16 protein-coding genes are annotated in these 19,913 nt (G+C 56.4%); all 16 read right to left on the reverse strand.

The annotated features are described in order from the left end of the window. Positions 1 to 27: 27 nt before the first annotated feature. The 16 genes from QRN50_RS00175 to tssJ all read right to left on the reverse strand — a co-directional run bounded on the left by QRN50_RS00175 (position 28) and on the right by tssJ (position 19,912). Entirely contained in the window at positions 28 to 1,110 is a 1,083-nt protein-coding gene (locus tag QRN50_RS00175) for a hypothetical protein (protein WP_096126883.1), read from the reverse strand. Positions 1,111 to 1,173: 63 nt separating this feature from the next. Continuing rightward, a complete protein-coding gene (locus QRN50_RS00180; RefSeq protein WP_024640468.1) occupies positions 1,174 to 2,202 on the reverse strand; it encodes an SEL1-like repeat protein in 1,029 nt (342 codons plus the stop codon). Positions 2,203 to 2,301: 99 nt separating this feature from the next. Continuing rightward, a complete protein-coding gene (locus tag QRN50_RS00185; RefSeq protein WP_285427488.1) occupies positions 2,302 to 3,330 on the reverse strand; it encodes an SEL1-like repeat protein in 1,029 nt (342 codons plus the stop codon). Between the two features lie 97 nt (positions 3,331 to 3,427). After that, positions 3,428 to 4,450 (reverse strand): SEL1-like repeat protein, encoded by a 1,023-nt coding sequence (locus QRN50_RS00190; protein ID WP_024642645.1) that lies wholly within the window; start codon positions 4,448 to 4,450, stop codon positions 3,428 to 3,430. Positions 4,451 to 4,452: 2 nt separating this feature from the next. Continuing rightward, on the reverse strand, positions 4,453 to 6,483 hold the full coding sequence (locus QRN50_RS00195; RefSeq protein WP_032657311.1) for a phospholipase D-like domain-containing protein: 2,031 nt from the start codon (positions 6,481 to 6,483) through the stop codon (positions 4,453 to 4,455). 50 nt (positions 6,484 to 6,533) lie between these two features. Then, complete coding sequence (locus tag QRN50_RS00200) at positions 6,534 to 6,788, reverse strand: PAAR domain-containing protein (protein WP_003401893.1); 255 nt, start codon at positions 6,786 to 6,788, stop codon at positions 6,534 to 6,536. Positions 6,789 to 6,885: 97 nt separating this feature from the next. After that, complete coding sequence (locus QRN50_RS00205; protein ID WP_024642643.1) at positions 6,886 to 7,206, reverse strand: hypothetical protein; 321 nt, start codon at positions 7,204 to 7,206, stop codon at positions 6,886 to 6,888. Between the two features lie 35 nt (positions 7,207 to 7,241). Further along, positions 7,242 to 7,667, reverse strand: coding sequence for a DUF2628 domain-containing protein (locus QRN50_RS00210; protein ID WP_024642642.1), 426 nt, complete (start codon positions 7,665 to 7,667; stop codon positions 7,242 to 7,244). Between the two features lie 177 nt (positions 7,668 to 7,844). Continuing rightward, positions 7,845 to 8,939 (reverse strand): type VI secretion system protein TssA, encoded by a 1,095-nt coding sequence (gene tssA / locus QRN50_RS00215; protein WP_003343647.1) that lies wholly within the window; start codon positions 8,937 to 8,939, stop codon positions 7,845 to 7,847. 92 nt (positions 8,940 to 9,031) lie between these two features. Then, positions 9,032 to 9,550 (reverse strand): Hcp family type VI secretion system effector, encoded by a 519-nt coding sequence (locus tag QRN50_RS00220; protein ID WP_003318810.1) that lies wholly within the window; start codon positions 9,548 to 9,550, stop codon positions 9,032 to 9,034. Positions 9,551 to 9,705: 155 nt separating this feature from the next. Next, complete coding sequence (gene tssM, locus QRN50_RS00225; RefSeq protein ID WP_058399518.1) at positions 9,706 to 12,198, reverse strand: type VI secretion system membrane subunit TssM; 2,493 nt, start codon at positions 12,196 to 12,198, stop codon at positions 9,706 to 9,708. Further along, a complete protein-coding gene (gene tagF / locus QRN50_RS00230; protein ID WP_003401903.1) occupies positions 12,195 to 13,118 on the reverse strand; it encodes a type VI secretion system-associated protein TagF in 924 nt (307 codons plus the stop codon). The genes tssM and tagF overlap by 4 nt, the downstream gene beginning before the upstream one ends. A gap of 31 nt (positions 13,119 to 13,149) precedes the next feature. Continuing rightward, on the reverse strand, positions 13,150 to 17,076 hold the full coding sequence (locus QRN50_RS00235; protein WP_096127169.1) for a type VI secretion protein IcmF/TssM N-terminal domain-containing protein: 3,927 nt from the start codon (positions 17,074 to 17,076) through the stop codon (positions 13,150 to 13,152). 30 nt (positions 17,077 to 17,106) lie between these two features. Beyond that, a complete protein-coding gene (gene icmH / locus QRN50_RS00240) occupies positions 17,107 to 17,820 on the reverse strand; it encodes a type IVB secretion system protein IcmH/DotU (protein ID WP_003318805.1) in 714 nt (237 codons plus the stop codon). Next, a complete protein-coding gene (gene tssK / locus QRN50_RS00245; RefSeq protein WP_003343637.1) occupies positions 17,817 to 19,160 on the reverse strand; it encodes a type VI secretion system baseplate subunit TssK in 1,344 nt (447 codons plus the stop codon). The genes icmH and tssK overlap by 4 nt, the downstream gene beginning before the upstream one ends. After that, positions 19,157 to 19,912, reverse strand: a complete 756-nt coding sequence (gene tssJ, locus QRN50_RS00250) for a type VI secretion system lipoprotein TssJ (RefSeq protein ID WP_080278131.1) — start codon at positions 19,910 to 19,912, stop codon at positions 19,157 to 19,159. The genes tssK and tssJ overlap by 4 nt, the downstream gene beginning before the upstream one ends. Position 19,913: the final 1 nt, after the last annotated feature.

The following is a 19,913-nucleotide window of genomic DNA, read 5'->3' on the forward strand; positions in this document are numbered from 1 at the left end:
ATCCCTTTCTTGCAATTCCCTGGGTGATCAGCCGATCAGCCAGCCCTGAGTCTGATCCGCGCAACCACGGTCCAGTATCCATGCGACGCTGCCCGGTTCTGCGCTGGCAGCCAGCCACGCCAGCCCGATCTGCGCCCATTGCTCAGTGGCAGGCCCGACCCGAGCGCCCAGCGTGTTCAAACGGATCTGGCGTTCCAGATCGAGGCCAGGCAAAGAGGACCGAGCGTAATGATGAAGCTGCTGCAAACGTTGCCCATCGAAAGCGCCATCGCCGATCAGTACTTTGATTTTCTCTGCGTCGAAGCCGGTTCGGGCGCTTAGCCCGGCCATCAGGCTTTCCAGCGACTGCGTGTCGGTGCGGGTCTGTGAGTAACGGCTGACATGGTGTTCAGTGACGGGCGCAAACAGTTTCAAAGCGCCTTCGCGCAGCGGTTCAGGAGGGCTGGATTCGCGTTGCAGCAGGGCCGCGCTGACCGCCTCCCCAGCCATTTCGCCGGGTTCACCGACCTTCATCTGCTCCTTGCACGCCCAGGTATCCAGGCTCAGGCACAAGAGGTAGGGCGCACCGTAGCTTTGCCCCAGGACTTCGGGTAGCCACTGCGCCACCGGCTGAGTGGTGACGTCAAACGCGTAATAAGGCAAACGCTCGCGAGGCCACAGCCTGCAAACGGCGGCCAGCCAGTCCAGCTCACTGAGCGCCGTCGGTGCAAACAATATGACCTGAGTGTTCGACCAGTCGACCTGCGAACAGAACGCCTCATCCCACTGGGCAAACATCGCCTTGAGAATCTCGACAGCCCGCCCAGCCGCATCGACGGCAGGCGACCGAACAGCCGGTGTATCCAGGCGACGCAGAGGCCGTCGCAAATTGCGCGAGTCCACCAGGCGTGGATCATGATCAAAATCCGCACGGCGCAGCGCCAACTCATCAGCCGTCAGCGGCGCGTCGAATACACCGCAAGGCAACCACACCCAGGCATTGACCACCGCCACAGAGCCAGAGGTGAAATTGCCCTTCGGCAACTGCGCCTCGACAACGCGCTGCCGCTCAAGATCAGCCAGACGCTTTTCGGACAGGCGATCATAAATACTCCTACGGGGACCAAGCATTTCTTTTCCTTAAGAGCGCGCGCGAGGTTTTGGATATCGCGCTGTCGTGCAAGTAGAGATCGTTTACTTTTTAACGGCTGCCAAAGGCATGCCTGTAGCGGGGTCCAGGCTTTTCTCCTGGCTGAGCGCTCGAATCATGTCTTCCGAGGGCTTGTCTGGGGGCGTGGACTCGCGTTTTTTCAGCCATTCGAATGTGCCGTCCCAATCCGGAAGCTTGGCCGGGGGGAGGGGGACGATCTGGTCGAGGTCTGGGACTTTTGGTCCGAGGTATTGATTTTCTGTAAGGAATACGCGGATTTTTGCCAAGCGCTCCACACGTGGCATATCTCGCTGCAAGGCCATGTAGTAAAGCTCTTCGGACGGTGGCGGACCTTTAAAAGCACGTTCCAGGTTGCGTGCGGCGTCGTAGTCACCGTTCCGAATTGCGGTGTGATAGCCTGTAACCGCATCAGCATAACGGCCAACGACTTTTGAATAGCTAGCGTAATAAACGCCTGCTGGCCCATTACCTTGCTCCATCGCGCATTTGTACATTGCTTGCATGACATCAGCGGTATCCGGAATTTTAGCAAGGAGCCTGGCCACATAAAATTGTGCATCGGGATTACCTTGGTCCGCAGCTTTGCGGAAGTAGGCATTCGCGCTACTCGTATCTTGTTTCACGCCATAGCCTATTTCCAGATAATGCCCCATGTCGTAATGACCACCCGGAATACCTCGCGCGATCAGATCTTTTACGATATCAATCACTTCCTTGCTGCGACTGTTACTTTCGATAACGCCTTGAGCGATTAGGTCATGCAGGTTGGTAGCCGCTTTATAATTACCTGCCGCGTAGGCCAACCGGTAGTATCTGCCTATTTGCTGATAGTCTTTAGCGCCTTTTTTCGATTCCAGAAATAGTGCATAGCGATACAGTGCCTCAGCATCATCGCTTATTGCGGGCAACTGGTCTGCTTCGTGAGTGCAGACAAACGAAAGCCTCTCCATGGCCTTAGCCATGTCTTCATCAGTGACGCTGTCATGACCTTTCTTCTCGCAAGCACAGAGGCTTGTCGTGAGAATTGCCAGCAAAACCAGCCTTGTGAACATTTCCGTTCCCTTGTATGTGCCTATTTGTGGGACAAGCTTCCCGGAATTGGAGTCCCTTCCTCTACGCATGTGTCGAGTATGATTCAACGCATGTCTTTTTCACTTCGATGCAGGTAGTGGAAGACCTGTTTCAGGATCGAGGTTTTTTTCTGCCGCCATCCGTTGAATCAGCTCTTCCGATGGAGGCGAAGGTGGTGCAGCGGCATCACGATCACGCTTCCATTTGAACGTGCCGTCCCACTCGGGCAACGGTGCTGGGGGCAGTGGAACAATGTCATCCAGATCAGGGATCTTGGCGCCCAAGTGTTTATGACGAACCAAGAAATTGCTGATTTTATCGTATCTTGCGACACGCTCTTCATCTTTATCTAATGCCAAATAATAAAATTCGTCAGAAGGTTCTGGTCCTTCGAAGCCACGCGCCAGAAGACGAGCGCTAATGTTGTCGCCATTCTTGGTTGAGAGTTGGTAACCGGCGACGGCATCCTTATATCCGTTTGTGACTGAGGCATAGCTAGCGTATCTTCTTCCAGCCATCGAATGGCCTTGTTCCATCGCGCACTTGTACATGGACTGCATTGTGGTTGCAGTATTAGGGACTTTGGTTAGCAATTCGGCTATGTAATATTGTGCGTCCGGATTGCCTAGGTCAGCGGCCTTCCGTAGATAGGCACGAGCGCTGGGTATGTCTTTCTTTACTCCATAGCCTATCTCCAGATAATGTCCCATATCGTAATAACCGCCCGGAATACTTTGCGAGATCAGATTTTTTACGATGGCTGTAACCTCTTTACTGCGATTGCTGCTATCAACAACCCCTTGGGCTATCAGATTGTGCAGGTTGGTTGCCGCGTTATAGTTACCTGCTGCATAGGCCAAACGGTAGTATCTGCCTATTTGCTGATAGTCTTTGGCGCCTTTTTTCGATTCCAGAAATAGTGCATAGCGATACAGCACCTGAGCATCATCGCTTATCGCAGGCAAATGGTCTGCTTCGTGAGTGCAGACAAACGAAAGCCTCTCCATGGCCTTAGCCATGTCTTCATCAGTAACGCTGTCGTGACCTTTCTTCTCGCAAGCGCAGAGGCTTGTCGTGAGAATTGCCAGAAAAACCAGCCTTGTGAACATTTCCATTCCTTTGTGTCGAGGTCAGATTCCCCGATTCCGGAGTCCGTTCCTTTGGGGCGTAGCAGGTATGGCTTAACGTATACCCATCGTTATCACGTCATTTCGGTAGCGGCAGACCTGTTTCCGGGTCGAGGCCTTTCTCCTGGCTTAGCGCCCGGATCATGTCTTCCGATGGCTTTTCAGCAGGGGGCGTGGACTCGCGTTTTTTCAGCCATTCGAATGTGCCGTCCCATTCCGGAAGCTTGGCTGGGGGCAGGGGAACGATCTGGTCGATGTCTGGGACTTTTGCTCCAAGAGCATCATAGCGTCTTAGGAAGGCACCAATTTGTTTATAGCGAAGAGACCGCTTGTCATCCACAGGCAGCGCAAAATAATATTGTTCATCACTAGCATCGGTTGTGGAAAATCCCTCCCTCAGAAAACTCGCGCTATTACGACTACCGTACCGAGCGCCCGCTTGAAAGGCCTGAATAGCCTCTGGGTAGTTACCCCGCACCTTCATATAAACTCCGTAGTTGAAAGCGGCCTGAGCATGCCCTTGATTCATTGCGCAGCGACGCATACTAGTCACTGTTTCCTCTGCCGATTCGATACCCTCAAGCAGTTTTGATACGTAAAATTGGGCATCCGGATTACCTAAGTCGGCCGCTCGACGAAAGTAAGCATTTGCTCTGCTTCCATCTTGCTTGACGCCATAGCCCTCTTCCAAATAATGTCCCATATCGTAGTAACCTCCTGGAATACCTTGGGCGATAAGACCCTCAACAATATCGATAACGTCTTTTTCTGGATTGTCGGTCTCAATAACACCTTGGGAGATCAAGGTGTGCAGATTAGTAGCTGCCTTATAATTACCCTCAGCAGACGCAAGTCGATAATACCTTGCTATTTTTTGATAGTCTTTAGGCCCCTCCGTGGTCTCTAGTAATCTTGCATATTGATACAGCTGTCGAGCATTTTCGCTAATAGACGGTAGATGATCTGCCTCTACATGACATGTAAAAGAAATTCTTTCTAAAGCATGTTTCATTTGGTCTGCAGATATGTTCAATGAGTCTTCCTCGGCACATGCGTATATCGTGAAGCACAAGGTGAAAGTTAAAATCAATCGAGTAAGCATATTTAGTCCTTATTTGTTCTTGAAGCACTTTCTCTTCTGAACTCTGTTAAGGATGCCGTGGGGCTTGCCTTGTCTTTGGTTTTTTGACGAAGTGCTGAGTTGTAAACTGCAGTTTCGGTCCAGATATCAAATGCTTCTCCAATATCATCTCCGCTGCCCTTCCCATTGGAATGTATTCCCCATAAATGCTTGCGCAATGGCTTAGTCACAGCTGGATCTTCAACACAGATATTCAGCTCGCTGTCGACTTCCATACTGCGTGTGTTGATATTGCTTGAGCCTAATGTAGTAAAAACATCATCAATGATCATCAGTTTGCTATGAATGTAAACGTCCATCCATTCTTCGGGGGGCGAGTCAGGAGCGACCAAGGTACAAATCAGCACCTCAAGGCCTTCAATTTCTACCTTTTCCACAGTTTTTACACTAGCAGCAGGCAGTTTGGCTTTTAATTCACGGTACTCAGCTTCTGCCGCTGCGGCTGCTTTTCGCTGTGATTCCCACAGTTTACTCATTGCCGGATTGAATGAATTTCCGTAGGTGCCTTCAATAATGGTGATCTTGCCTTTGGCGGTATCATAACGCTCCTTGGCTTGCGCGACCTGAGCTTCCAGCTCTTTATTGCGCTCCAGTCTCGCAACATTAGGCATGAGTTCGGGGCGACCTAATTGTCTGAGCATTCGATAGGTGTTGATTGTTCCATCGCCCATTCCTTCTTCTGACGAGTTGGTAACGACAAAAAGATAAAGTGGGCCATGCTCAATCAAACTCCGCCCGTCTGCAAATTGACGACGGACATTTTCTTTGATTTTTTCCGCCAAAGGTGGCCAGCGAAAATACTGGTTCTCTATGTACATAAAACTGTTTGCATTGCCTGCGGCCTTGATATACATCTCCCTGATATCACGCTTATCTTCTTGAGGCTGAGTCCGCAGAACCTGAGCCATCATTTTAGGACCGAACCCATCTCTGGCTTTCAGCTGGTTTGCAATATGTTGTCTAGGTGTCAAAAGGTCAACGCCTGTTTCGCGCAACCACGCTTCAGTAAAGTTGTGGTTCAAGTATTCGAGTATCGGGCCGGTAACTCGGCTGGAAATATCCTGACGCGGAGTTGCGCCGTTGCGGCCCTCATGAGCTGGCATTCTTGTCGCGCTGTGATCATCCTTATCCCAATAGGCGTCCAATGAGTTGTGACCCATGACAAAGCCCACCGCAATATCCGGAACTTCATAGTCAATAAGCACCATTTTTTGATGGTGACTCGGTGCGACGAACATAGCCCCTGTACTTACGACCTTATTAGTTTTACTGCGATCTTGATCAAGTGCTCTCATTTGCAATTGCCATGCAATTTCCACACGGTCGGTGACGGAAAAGTCGCGAGTGACGAATTCTAAATTCTTGATTTTGAGAGATTCGTCGGTGCCCCACATCATTACATGAAAAAAGCGTTGACCTAGCTGGATAGGGCCAGTTTCAGCACCCGTGTAGGCGAGGCGGACCTGGCGATACCACATCTTGTCAATCTGGATTTGTTCCTTATCTCGATTCTGTTCGGCTTGCGCGCGCCTTTCTTCGAGCTTCTTGTTCACGCTATCAAGGCCTAGTTCTTTTGTAACCGAGTTGGCGTGAAAAAAATCATCAAGGCCGGGAATCCAGTTGCTGACGTTATCTCCTGGTGTAGTGTTTTCCAGAAATTGGCCCATGTGAAGTGAGTCAGACCAACAGATGATTCTTACTTGAATTCCGGCTTGGGCCTTAATCGCCAGAAGTTTTCCGATACACATAGAGCTTTTATCGCCACGCTTAAAATACATCGAAGGCTGAAACCCCCAGCAGACTATTTCAACACTCTTTTTGGCAACCATTATCGCATCGTACACCGCGCCGAATGCGCGCTCGCCGTTGACCAAAGGCTCAAAAGTGGCTTCTCTAGGGTAGTACTCGGTGTTGTGTAGAAACCACGGCATGTTGATGTTGCACGACATGTTTTTGCTGGTAGCGACCGGGGTGGTGATTACAGGTGTGGTCATGGTCAGGCTCCCGGTGCGTTGCTGCTGAGTGTTGTATTCATCTCTGTTCCTTAGAGGTCCACGGTGTCCTGCTGCGTTGCCATCAGCCGCGCACCACAGGAAATGAAATCACCTTCCCGGGCCACCGGGCGGCCGTCCACCAGCAGGGTTTCATCTCCGCTGACGATGGTCCCGATACCATGTGGGCAAGACACTCGGTCCCCGACCCGTGCCACGGCCAAACCGTTTATGAACATGCTGGGCGATCCCTCGAGGACCTGACCTGCATCGGAGGTAGGATCGTTGATCACGATGATTGGTCGCATATTGGCTTCCTTGTGAGTAATGGCTCCATGCCTGCCCAAATGAGAGGTAGGATTTACAAACGGCAGACTTCAACTGTGTGAGGCGAACGCCAGGAAGCTACAAAAATCTATCAAGCCTTGAGCGTCCTCTGGTTTTAATCATCAGTACCGCCATCATTATTGCCTGTAAAAAAAGATAGGCCGAAAGCCATAAAAACGTTTCGGTCTGGTCCGAATCAACGAAAGCAACGAGGAATGCATAGCCTGCCGCGGGAAATGATAAGCAGGTCGACATGGCGTAAGAAAACCGCGACACACGGTCAAGAGGATTGTTACGCCGAATCAACGAAGCAATGGTTCTAATCGGCGCGTAGACAGTAAAAAATCCCAGCGCTAAAAAAAACAGTAATACTGCTGTAATGGCTACAGGTTCAAACATTTAAATCTCCCTGAAATAGAATCCATGTGCTCGCATTACCAACGTATCCCCTCAAAGGGATTCCAGCTCTGCTTGCCTTTCACTTCATTGAGATAATAGGCATAGTTAGTCAGCTGCCCGTAGAGCGCGTTAAATACAAAACCGAGTGCAGAGCTGGCCTCTCTGGCGTAGCGAAAATCAAACATTTCCATCACGATGTCCGATGCGACGGACACCACTATCATGATCGCGATAAAGGACAGATTCTTCTTCCACAGCCCCATGATGAACAGATAAACCGGCCCAAAAAAGAACGCGAAGAAGTTGAAGTTGATTTTCATTTTTTTCAAAAAGGGCAGTTGCTTGAGCGCGGGTCTGAACCCCGGTGCGCTTGGGCCGCCGTGCGCTTCAAAAAAGGCGAAGCGTTCTTTCCATTTGTCGCTGTAATGGCCTGATGCGTTTACCGGGTCTGACGTGTTCATTCTCTAATCCCTGATGTGTGTGAATCCTGTGAATGGTCGTTCCCTGTTGCAGCGCTGGGTATGACACAAAATACGGGTAAATCATGGGCACGTCAGTCGTACAGACAGACTCGTCCTGTGGTGCGTTTCCTGATGGTCTGTACGCACGTTCATACAGACCGATCCTACGAACTGCCCTTACTGCTTAGGCTCTTTCGTACCCAGCACATCGCGAATGCTGTCCACGACGTTGCTGTCCTTGATAACGTCGTTCAGCCAGCCTTCCAGCGGCATGTTGCCCCACTTGATGGCGCGCTCGATGAGGTACGGGACGGGGCTTTGCGGTTCGGTGTTTTTGAAGAACTGTGCGATGCCGGCGAGCATGGTGAAGGCTTCGTCGCGTGTGGTCGGGGTGGTGCGCAGTGGTGCGGACGCGCTGTCCTGGCTGGCCTGGGTCATCACGGCACCTGCGGGTTGGTCGACGACGGTTTCGGGGGCGGCCTGAGCGGCGGCGGGGGCGGGGCTCAGTTCGATGCCGCGGTCCTTGAGCAGCTTTTCGGTCAGTTGCCCGGCGCGTTGCAGGATGTCGCTGAGGGTGACAAGGCTCGGCGCGTCGCGGCCGAACAGGGTGTCGGCAGTGGCCTGGAGCTGCTGGCAGGCGTACAGGCTGGCGGCGATTTCGCTGGCCTTGAGGCGCAGGTGGTCCGAGTCGGTGAGCACCACCGAGCGCTGGAAGATTTCGGCGTTGATCTTGCCTTCTTCAACAGCGGACTGCATGGCCTTGGGGTTTTGCAGCGCGAGGTTTTCAACGTGGCGTGACTCGTCGTAACGCAACAGGCCGAAGTTCTGCCCCTGTGTGATCGGCAGCCCGCCGACGACTTCGGTCAGCGTGGTTTTCAGCCAGGCCAGGCGGGCGGCACGTTCTTCTACGCCATCTTCCAGAGACGGGTACAGATCGTCCCAGAAGTTTTGCAGGATCCGTTCGGCCACGGTCAGGCCGAAGGTGATGCCGACGAAGTGGTATTTGTGCGCCAGGGCTTCACTGAGCCAGGCGACGAGCATCAGGTCCTTGCTTTGTTCGGCAAGGCCCTGTGCGGCCAACGTGATGGTCTGTTCCCAGTCCGAGGACTTGAGATCGGTTTGCCAGTCACCTTGGGTGAGGTAGTCGGGGTCTGCTCGACGAGCTTCCTTGACCTGATCGAACAGGGTGGAAAAGCTCAGGTCCTCGCCACTTCCCCCGTTGATGGGTGCCGTCAGATCGGCAAGCGAAAGGTCGTTGAGAAATTCAGACATAGTCAACTCTGATCAGAGGATAAAAGAACACCGTGCCTGGGCAGACACGGTGTTGAAGACGGGCCGCTTGCGCGACCCGATGTGTCACGGACTTATGCGAATACTTTGTTCGCAGTGCGGTCCCAGCCGCCAGTGACGTTACCGCCACCCTGGCCATCGGAACGGCTCTGCTGGGTGTAGGTAGTCTTGATGCGAGCGAAGTTGAAGCTGATTTCTTCAATCGGCAGATCGCTGACTGCGTTGTCTTCGCCTTTCTGGCTACCGCCAGCAACCGCCTTCACGGAAGACACAACCACTTCTTCCAGGTTGATGGTCAGGTAGGTCAGCTTGTCGCCGCCTGCACGGTTGACGTTCAGCTGGATCTTGGCGATGTGAGTGCCCTTGCAGCACGCTTCGAACAGCTTGGCGGAAGCCTTGTCCACAGACTTGCGGATGCTGAAGTCGCTCAGTGCAACGCGCTCGGACGAAGCACCGCCCGAAGAGCTTGCGGTCGCCGAGGTGGCCTGGGTAGCGCCGAACTCGTAGCCCAACACTTCGATCCAGTCCTTGTGCTTGTCGTCCAGAACTTCGCCTGGGATGCCGTCGATTTGGATGTATGCGTCAAATGCCATTTTCTGCTTCTCCTTCTTCATTTAAAGCCGTGGCGTCTGCGGACAGAACACGGCCCTTTTGATTAACCTTCCTGAAACGATCAAGAAAGGTTCTCTTGCCACGGCCAAGGTTTCATAGGGACAACCCGGGCTTCGGTTTGCTTGCCAACGCGCGATCAATTGAGCGCGCGTACTTCGATCTCCACGCGTCGATTCGGCTCAAGGCACTGAATCAACTGAGCTCTGGGTTGCTGCATGTCGCATTTGACCAGAGGCTTCTCGCTGCCTTCACCGATCGCGTCCACCAGCTCGGCGGGCACGCCCTTGCCGACCAGGTAGGTCTTGATGGTCTGCGCGCGCTGTTTGGACACCTGCATGTTGCTTTGCGGGTCGCCCAGCTGGTCGGCGTGACCTGCAATCACGATCTTGCCGATGTTCGGTGTATTCAACAGCTTGCCGGCGATCGCGCTCAACTGATTTTGACCTTCGGTTTTAAGGCTCTGGAAATCGGCACGACCAAAGGCAAACAGCGTGTCCGATTCCAGCGTGATCGTTTCGATAGCCTTCAACGACTGCGTCAACAGGCTGTTGATGTAATTACGCGAACTGGATGTCAGAAATGCGTTGTCGAGAATACGCGGCACGTCCAGCTCGTGAATCTGATCGCTGTAGAAGTTGATCTGTCGGCTGGCGTACTCGTAATCCTGATTGGAGCCTGCCTCGGCATTCGCGGTGATGGTCTTGCCGGTCTGACGCGCAATAGCCGGATACCAGTAATCAGGCATCTTCGCTTTCAGGAACGCCGGGTCGGCCTTTTCACGCTGGGCGCGCGACAACATCACGTAAGTGTCCAGCGTGGCCTTGCCGAAGGCGGCGATGGATTGTGCGCGGTTATCCGGCGGCAGCGCCTTGGGCTCGACACTGTCTACACCCGTGACCGGCATCAGGTCCTTGGCATTACGCTGGTAGACCTTGATGGTGGTCAGCAGGTAAAGCGAGCGCGTCAGGTTGTCTGCGGTCGGTTTGAGCATCACCGTTTCCAGACGGTTGAAGTAACGCGTGCGCAGCAGCGGCTCGACGTCATAGCCCCGGTAGAGACCCAGACGCAAGCGCAGTGGTACGCCCTCGTCGTGATGACGGTCGTAGTAAAGCGAAGTCCAGAAGCGCATGCGATCCAGCGTTTGCCACTCGGTGTACTGCCCGGTGGCCTTGCTGTCCTCGGCTGCGGCCTGAGCGAGTTCGCTGGAGATGGACTGGATGTTGTCCTTGTTGTTCCAGTACGACCAGCCCCACAGACTGCACAGCAGCAACGCGACAAGGCTTGCGCCACCGATCCAGGCGGCCTTGCGGCGACGCTCGCGGTGGTTGGTGGTGTACAGCGCCACCAGATGCTGATCGGGGATGATTACCTTGCGGAACAGGCTGTTGATGAACAGCGGGTGCGGCTGGACATTGCCATCGACAGCTTCCTGCTCGCTTTCCAGCTGGAATCGCTCAGTGACCTGGCGGGTGTGTCCGCCCATCTCGGGCTGATCGGCGTCCAGTGCGCTGGTGAAGTAGAAACCGCGCAGCATCTCGGCGCTTTGATACGGGTTGGCGCGCAGCAGAGCATCGACGAACAGGAGCAGGCGCGGTTTCAAGGCTTCCAGCTCCAGCGGGAAGCGATACACCGCGGTGTCCTGACGAGTGACCTGGATGTCCTGAAGCACCAGTTGCTGGTTGGCGATCTGTTTCCAGTAATTGATCAGTTCATCCATCGCCACACCGAAGCGCTGGCCCCAGTCGGCTTGCTCGAAGCCCTTGTGCGGGAAGGTCTTGCCCATCACTTCGCCGCGCGCCATATCGTCCAGCTGGCGATAGAACGGCACGAAGCCCGGGACCAGGTCGCACTTGGTGAACACCAGATACACCGGCAGACGCACTTCCAGCAGCGCGTGGGTTTCCTGGATACGTTCGCGCAGACGCTTGGCGATGCGCTCCTGGTCCTCCACCGAGGATTGCAGGATGTCATGAATGCTGACGGTGACAATCAGGCCGTTGAGCGGTCTGCGCTGGCGGTGCTGACGCAGCAATTGCAGAAAAGCACGCCATTTGCCGGCTTCTTCCTGATCGTTCATGTAGCGACCGGCCGTGTCCAGCAGCACGGCTTCCGAACTGAAGAACCAGTCACAATTGCGCGTGCCACCCAAACCGGCCACGCGTGCGCCTTCGCGTTCTGCGTAGGGGAAGTTGAGGCCCGACTGATAGAGCATGGTGCTTTTGCCCGCTGCGGGCTGACCGACCACCAGATACCAGGGCAGGGCGTAGAGCGCGTCCTTGGAGTTGCTGCCGTTCGGTTTGTTGCTCTGCAGGCGCTCGAGGCTTTGCAGCAGGCGCTCGCGCAGCAGGCTGACTTCTTCACGGTCTGCCGGGCTGGCGTTGAGCACCGCCTGATCGGCGTCGTCACGCAGCAGGCCTTCCAGGTTCTGGTGCTGTGATACACCTCGGTACAGCAACAGCACATAGGCTGCCGACAACAGCAGAAACAGGCCGATCCCCGTCAGCAGACTGTTCATCGAGCTGAAGCCCAGGGCACGGCCGATGCTCCAGACGATGAAGATCGCCAGGAAAAAGCAGACCCCTAGAACGTAGGGCTGGTAGCGCAAAAAGTAGTATTTGATCTTGTTCATACGGGCTTCAAATCCAGCACATCGACAAAGCGGTCGATAACGTCATAAAGAGGGCGGTCAATGTCTGGAAACACATGGCCTCGGTGGTGTTCGTCGAACGTGTCGAAGGGTGCCAGTACGTCATAACTCTCCGAATGCTCACTCACGCCCGTCACCACCCGGTACACGCCGGAGGTGTTGCGGGATGCAAAGCAGAACAGCCGGGGGCGCATGAAATCATCCGCCAGAATGCTGATCTGCGGCACCGCCCTGTTCGGTTCGATGCGTGTCAGCCAGTTGACCCACAGATCGGCTGTCGGGTTCTTCAAGCCTCGTTCTGCCGGCAGTGGCAGCGAAATACCAACGGGTGCCTTGGACGACGGGCGGCTCAGCGCCTGCAGCCTGGTGAGCACGGCGTTGCTGATGAACTCCGGGTAGGAGCTTTCCAGCGAGGTCGCGATGTCACGCAGGGTGAAGTTCACCAGAAACTTCTCATGCACACGCCTGAACAGCTCGAAGTCCTGCCCTTGCAGCGGTCGCAAGGCCCTGATGCGTTCGAACAGCACCGCCGTACTTTCGCCTTGCGCGGCCATGTGCAGCAGCGGTTTGATCTGCCCGGCGAACAGTTCGCTCAGGGTGAAAGGGTTCACAAACAGCCCGGCGTCACTGGACTTCACCGTTTGAAAGATGAAGAACGGATAACGCCGAGCGCTTGAGTCCCTGGAACTGATCAAACCGCCCACCAGCCAGTTGCCGCTGCGTGCCCGGTAGCTGAAAAAGCACACGGGCAATCGATCGAACAGCGTGCGCCAGTCTTCGCGGTGCTGCATGTCGGCGAGTGCGCCCTGCAGCCATGCATCGAACTCGCAAACATCGTCGCTGGCCCCGTGCAGGCTGACGAAATCTGCGCTCGCGGGCACTTTTCCGAAGCAGCCAATCATCGACCGCCCTCCAGATCCAGCATGTGCATCCTCACTTGGTCCGCCCATCGGTTGCGTTAAGCGCGCTCAGCGCCTTGACGTTGGCCAGGTCGGTCAGCTTCACGCCGCCATAGTTGCGCACCACCAGGCTGACCGGCCCTTTGGCCGTGTTCCAGCTGAATCGCTGCTGGATGCCGTCGAGGTCAGCGACGCGTGCGCTGTCGTTCATGCGCAGCAGGCCCCAGCGGCCGGTGTAGTCGAACACGGTAATGCGTTCGCCGGACAGGGTGACCACATCCAGGCGTGCGCCTGGCGCTGTGGTAGTGCCAGGCCACGAGAAGCGGCTCCAGCTGGTCTTGCCGTTGCGGTAGTGCTGCTCCTGGCCATCCAGCGTGAAGATGATATCGGTGAAGTAGGCCGACGGCTCAAGCATGATCTCGAAGCCGTTGTCGCGGTCCGAGAGGCTGGCGATGACTTCGCCCAGCGAACTGGCCTTGTCGATGTTGCTGACCATTTTCGGGTTGACCAGCGGCGCCGCCTTGGCCCCGCTGCCCATGCCGAGCCCTTCGCCATCGGACAGATTGCCGATTTCATTGCGCTTGAAGTTGGGCAGCAGGCCCGACTCCGGGTCGACGAAACGCTGCAGGTCTTTCACCGAGGCCTCGTTGCGGCTGTCCGCAGCAATCGGGTACCGGTGAGCCATGACCTGTTCCCAGGGCTTGGCGACCTGTTTGGCCCAGGCTTTGGCGATCTGTTCGCCAGCCGGATCGCGCAGCGTTTCCCAGGCGAACTGAATCGGCAGGCTGAACAGGCTTTGCAGCGACGTGGAAAGCCCGCCCTGGCTGGTATCGACCGTGGTTTCAACGTAGTTGCGCACGTTGGTGACTTCGCTCGGCTGCCCTTCGAGGGTTTCGCTGATCAACTGCTTGCTGCTCTTGCCGACATCCTGCGAGCGCTGGATGTTGTTCATCCGCACTTTGAGCTTGCGCAGCGCTGCCAGGTAGCGATCCATGATGGTGCTGTCGGCGCCTTCGGCATTCTGTGTGGCGAAAACCCGCGATACAGGCTCGAAACGCTTGGCCAGACTGCCGTCATCCACCGCAGGCAGCGGCGAGACCAGTACGCTGGCGGCCGCTTCCTTGTTGTCGAAGATGCCGGTGACCTTGCCCCAGAAGCCATCGTCGCGCTTGACCCCGGTCTGTTGCGCCTCGCGAACTGCAGGGACGTCCCATTGCGTGTTGTCGTTGACTGAGGCCAACAGCAGCTTGACCGGCGAATTGCGCACGTCACTGAGCAATGACAACTGCTGCGTGGCGTTGGCCATGTCGCTGAAGCGACGTACGCCCACGCTGTCGATCATGGTGTACCAGACTTTCGTGTAGTCACGCTTGTAACGGGACATGAACTCACGGACGAAGTTGGCTTTCTGCACCACGCTGTCGCCGCCTTCACCGTCGAGCACCCAGTCCGATTCGTTACGCAGATTGCCGGACACCAGCTTGATCAGCTCGGGCTTGACGAACTCTTCCCAGCCCTGACGGGTGAAAATCGCAGGCACGGCTTCCGAACCGTACAGCAACTGACGACCCGGCATCGGCACCAGATCATTCAGGCCGATAGCGGGGAACTGACGGCTGGACTCCAGTTGCAGGCGCAGGTATTCACGGTCCACCAGCGAGCTGGAGATCATGAAAAACTTCAGGCTCTTGCGGGTCTCGTCGATCAACTGCTCATTACGCGGCATGGCCGGCGCGTCGCCGTTCTTGAGCAACTGTACATAGACCGGCGAGTTGTCCTCAATGACGTCGTCGCTGATCGGATTGGCCTCACTGGAGATATCCGCCCAGGCCACCGGCAACGCCGCGTTGACGAACTCGGTTTCCGGGTGCGTGGTCGGCTGAGTCAGAATCAGATAAAGCTTGAGAGCGTTGTATGACTCGATGATGGATGCCACCTGCCGTTCATCGAGTCGTCCGAGCATTTCCTCCGACAGCGACAGACCGCCCGTGGTGGCCGACAACTCGGCCGCATCGTTTGCGGTGGCCGGGTTACGCAGTGCGGCGATGGCCTCGCTGCGTGTCTGGCTGGCCGTGTTTCTCGCGGCGCCGGTCAGGCGATTGGTCACGTCGCCGGTGCTGCGCGGAATGCTGCTCAGGCTGGTCGGACGGCCTGCAGCGACGTTGCGAGCGCCACGGTCCAGCAGTTTCCGGCCTTGCGCACGCGCCTTGCCGGTTTTGCTGTCGGAACCTGCGGGGGCGGCCCCGAAGCCATACTGCGGGTCCATGGTTTTGGCGAACTCGTTGAATTCACGCATCTGCAATTGCAGTTTCAGGGTGATCGGCTCAAGCGCCTGGGTACGCAGTTGCTGCAAGTAGGCGGTCTGGGTGGCGAAGTAGATATCGTCACCACGGTACAGGCCGCCGCTGAGTTGCAGCGGTACGCCCTTGGTGCGGTATTTCTCGATGGTTGCCAGCTGATTGCGCAGCAGCTCCAGGCCTTGGCCCGAGGCAAGGCGTTGTGCCCGGTCCGGGGACTGCTCCAGGTCGTGCAACTGCTGGCTGATGTTGGCCAGCCACTCGCGGTTTTTCTGGAACGACAGGGCCTGCCAGCCGATGAAGGCCAGCCCGGCGAACAGCGCCGCAGCGATGACGATCGGGCCAATAGAGCGGTCGCGGCCATGCCGTGACTGGTACAGGGTCAGGTCACGGTCAGGGAAAATGACGCGGCGGAAGGTATCGGTGATGAAGTAACTGCGATCACTGATTTTCCGGTGTTCTTCTTCCTCTTCCTCCACTGCACCGTATGGCTTCGCCGGCCGCAGGACGAACGACTCCGACAGCTCGTCTTCATACACCGGTGTCAGTTGCTTGTCGGTTTGCAGGGCGCTGGTGAAATACAGGCCGCGCAGCAACAACTGAGTACCGTTGACGTTACTGCGCGCGAAATGCTGCAGGAACTGCTCGAGTATCGCCGACAGCTCGGCAAAGTAGTTGGGGAAGTTCAGCAGGGCGCTGTTGGCATCGGCACCCAGCGCGATGATCTGTGCATCGACATGGCGACTGACATGCGCCTGCAGGTTCGCCAGCTTGCGATCGAGCACCGTGCGCAGGCTTTCGGTGCTGATCTCGTTCAGCCCGAACGTCATGCCGAGCGGCTGCTGGCGCTCGTTCAGGTCCATGCCGTCGAAGGCCTGGTTGAATCCGGGCAGTTGGTCGGTCTTGGTCAGCATCAGGTAGATCGGTGGATTGGCGTCCAGGCAATCGGTGTATTCCTCGATGCGCGTGACCAGGCGCGCCCCCATTTCGTTGCGTTCGGCGGAAGAGGAGGCCAACAGTTCCGGCAGGCTGACCACCAGCACCAGACCATTGACGGCGGCTTTGCTGCGCTGCTTTTTGAGCATGCGCAGGAACGCCGCGAATTCGCTGGCGGACTGATCATCGCGAAGGTAGCGGCCAGCGGTGTCGATCATCACGGCTTCAGGGCTGAAGTACCAGTCGCAGTGCTGGGTGCCGCTTTCCGTGTCATTGGCGCTGCTGGCAATGCTGGCCGACAGGCCGGAGCGGGTCAGCAGCGAGGTCTTGCCTGCCGCTGACATGCCGATGACCAGATACCAGGGCAGATCGTAGAGCGCCGAGGAGCCGCCACCACCTGCCGAACGATCGGTGCGCAGCATGGCAATGGCATGCTTGAGGCGGTCGCGCAGCACTTGCTGATCACGGAACTCGCCGGTGGACTTCAGCGAGCGGTCAACTTCGATCTGAACCAGATTCTCGAGGTTGTGTTCGGTGCGAATCCGGCGGTATTGACGCAGTACGATCAGCAGCAGGTAGAAGGCGCTGATGATCGCCATCGCTTCGAGCGTGTAGCCTTGCAGCCAACTGATCCTTGGGGCGAAAAACCAGCAGACAGCCAGGCTGATCAGCCACAGTATCGGGACCAGGAACCAGAAACTTTTTAACAGGCGCAGTAATGTCTTCATGTCTTCCTGACTCGGTTACCTGATCGGGACTCAAGCATTGAACAGTTGGCTGATTTGTTCGGCCAACGCGGCCACGTCTTTGCCCAGCAACCAGTCAAGCGTCAGATAGACACCCAGGCATACGAGGGCGATGAGCACCAGGTAAAGCCATACCGGAACTTCATGGCGCAGCATTTGCGACACCTGGTCAGGCAATGCCCAGTCAGGCGACAGCGCCTTTGGCGTCTTGCGGTAGCGTGCGATGTCCTGGCCCAGCGTGTTGGCCAGGTAGCGCAACTGGTCCTTCTGACCCAGCCCGAATTTGCCTTCGAAACCCAGGGCCAGGCACAGGTGATACACCTCGAGCACATCCAGGTTCTTTTTCACGTCGGCGCGCAGCAGTTCGATTTTTTCGAAGAAGCCTTCGCCCGCCAGGTGAACCCCGAAATAACGGAACTGCAACGGCTCCATTTCGAAGTGGCGACGCATGTCGTTGTCGCCCGAACGCAGCACGCTCTCATCGAGGAATGCGCACAGTGCGTATTGGGCGTCCTTGACCTGTTCGACGCTGTAGTTGGCGCTGCGCGCCTGACGCTCCAGGTTGGCGAAAAAAGTATCGACGCTGGATTCGAAGGCGGTGACCGAGATCGCCTGACGGCCGCGACGGACAATCAGCGCCATGGTGATGAAGTCACGCACCAGGTCTTTGAGCGTAGGTTTTTCGGTTGCGGCCGTAGCGGCACCTTGCATCACGGCTTCAGTCATTTAAGCACCGCCAACAGTTCGAGCTTGAGATTGGTAAACGCGCTGGGCGCGTAGAAGGAAATAGCCTGGGCTTCCATCATGCGTTCGTACACCCGGCCATGCGGCTCGATGGAGAAGTAATGGTTGTCCAGACGCACCGGAATGGCGTTTGGCAGGCGTGTCGAGTGGTTCAGCGTGACGCCTGGCATGGCGCTGTTGACGACCACTTCGATGTCTTCCGGCGAACCGACCTTGAACGCACGCGGCACCAGTTCCAGCAGGCTGGAGCCAGGCATGTCGGCATGCACCGAGATGTAAAAGTCGGCTTCGGTAAGGCGCGGGTCCAGCAACTGGCCCTGCCAGTACGAAGGCCGGACCTGACTCAGGTTGATGACGATGCACTGGTTCGGAATCACGTTTTCAAGCAGCAGACGAACCAGTTCGTCGAGCTTGACCAACGAGGCCGCCGGGTCCTGATGATCGTAATCGGGGATGTCGGTGAGCTGGGTGTCCAGCGAGAAGGTCAGCAAACCACCCGCCAGTTCCGCCAGAAACAGATACAGGCGCTCCGGGTGCAGGCGTGGATGCGCCAGCAGGTGAGCCAGTTGCGGGTAGGCGCGGTTGACGGTATTCAGCAGCCAGAACAAGGTGACGTCGCTGGAGCCGAACTCGGCGATCTGGTCAGCACGCTCGCGGCGGCGGCCTGAAAGCGCCTTGCTCTTGGCTTGCAGCACGCTGATCAAACGCCTGCCGAGACCGACCAGCGTCTCGTGGGTGCCCACGTGCAGCGTCGGGTGCACAAAATGCGCATCCAGGTTGAAGCCGCCAATGCTGTTGCGTGCCAGTCGGGCAATCGGGCAATAGCTGTAGCCATCCAGACTGTCGCCATCGACCAGCATCACCACGTTCAGGCGCAGGCTGGTGATTTCGTTTTCCAGATCGCCTTCGTTGAGGTCTGGCAGGGTGTCGAACTGTTTGCGAAAGCGTCGCGCGCTCTTCTGTTCCTGGCCATCTTCAACGTAATTCAGGCCAAAGGGCTCAGGCAGTTTGAGCGCAGCGTAGACCTTGATTTCTCCGCCTTTGAGCAGGTTTTTCAGGTCGCGGGCGGCAGGCAGCGGGTCGTGCTGCGGCGCGTCGTAAAGGCTGCCGTCCGGGAACACCAGCTTCAGACGCTTCAGTTGCAGGGAGCCTGTCGCCAGCGCCTCGACGTCGACTTCCAGCGTTTGCACGCCCCAGTGAAAGGGCGTGGAGCGCAGCGTCGACTCAGCAAGCTGATGTTGATGAAACTCATCCTGATATTGGAAATGTTGCGGCAAAAGGAACATGCCTTCCGACCACATCACGCGGCTTTGTTTACTCATTTGGCGCCTTCCAACAGAGAATTGAATTGTGAGTCGGCTGCCTTTTTGGCAGCACTGCCGGCCGAGTCCTGAACCTGCTGGACAGCTGCGTCCTGCGCGCGCTCGGTCATACTTTTGCCGGCGGGTTGTTCGGGAATCGAATTGGATTTGTTGAACTGCTCTTCAGTCTTGAGTTTGTTCAGCACGTCCACACCACGCACCGCGAGGATGTAGTTGTTATCCACCAGCACACGCACGCCGTCGGACGAGAACCAGATACCGTCCTTGCGCAGCGTGTTGGCGTCGAACGCGACCTTCCAGCGGCTGTCGACGTCGGTGCGGAAGAACGCCGCGATGCCCACATACGAGGCATTCGGGTTCAGCGGCCACTGATCGGTCTGGCCCATGCCAGGCAACAGAATCAGCTCCCGGCTCTCGACCAGCGTGTTGCCCAGAGCCTTTTGCGGATCCTCCCAGAGAGTGTCGGCGTTGATCGACTCGAAGCGCTCCAGAGAGGACAGTTGATAAACGCGCACCACCACCGAGAGCGGTTTGCCGTACTCGTCGGGGTTGAGCTGGTTGCCGCCGTCAGTCGTCAGGATGACCTTTTCATTGTCACCGAACATCATGTCGCCAGCCCAGGTGTCATCCATGCGCTTGGCGACACGGTCTGTCACGCCGCAGGCGGACAGAGCCATCATCATTGCCAGAACAGCCAGGCACCTTGCCAAGGCTGGCTTCGAGGAACAATTGCCTTGAAGTCTTTTATTCATT

Origin of the sequence: Pseudomonas sp. MEJ108, assembly GCF_030208985.1 — a bacterium.
GTDB classification, from domain to species: Bacteria; Pseudomonadota; Gammaproteobacteria; order Pseudomonadales; family Pseudomonadaceae; genus Aquipseudomonas; species Aquipseudomonas fragariae.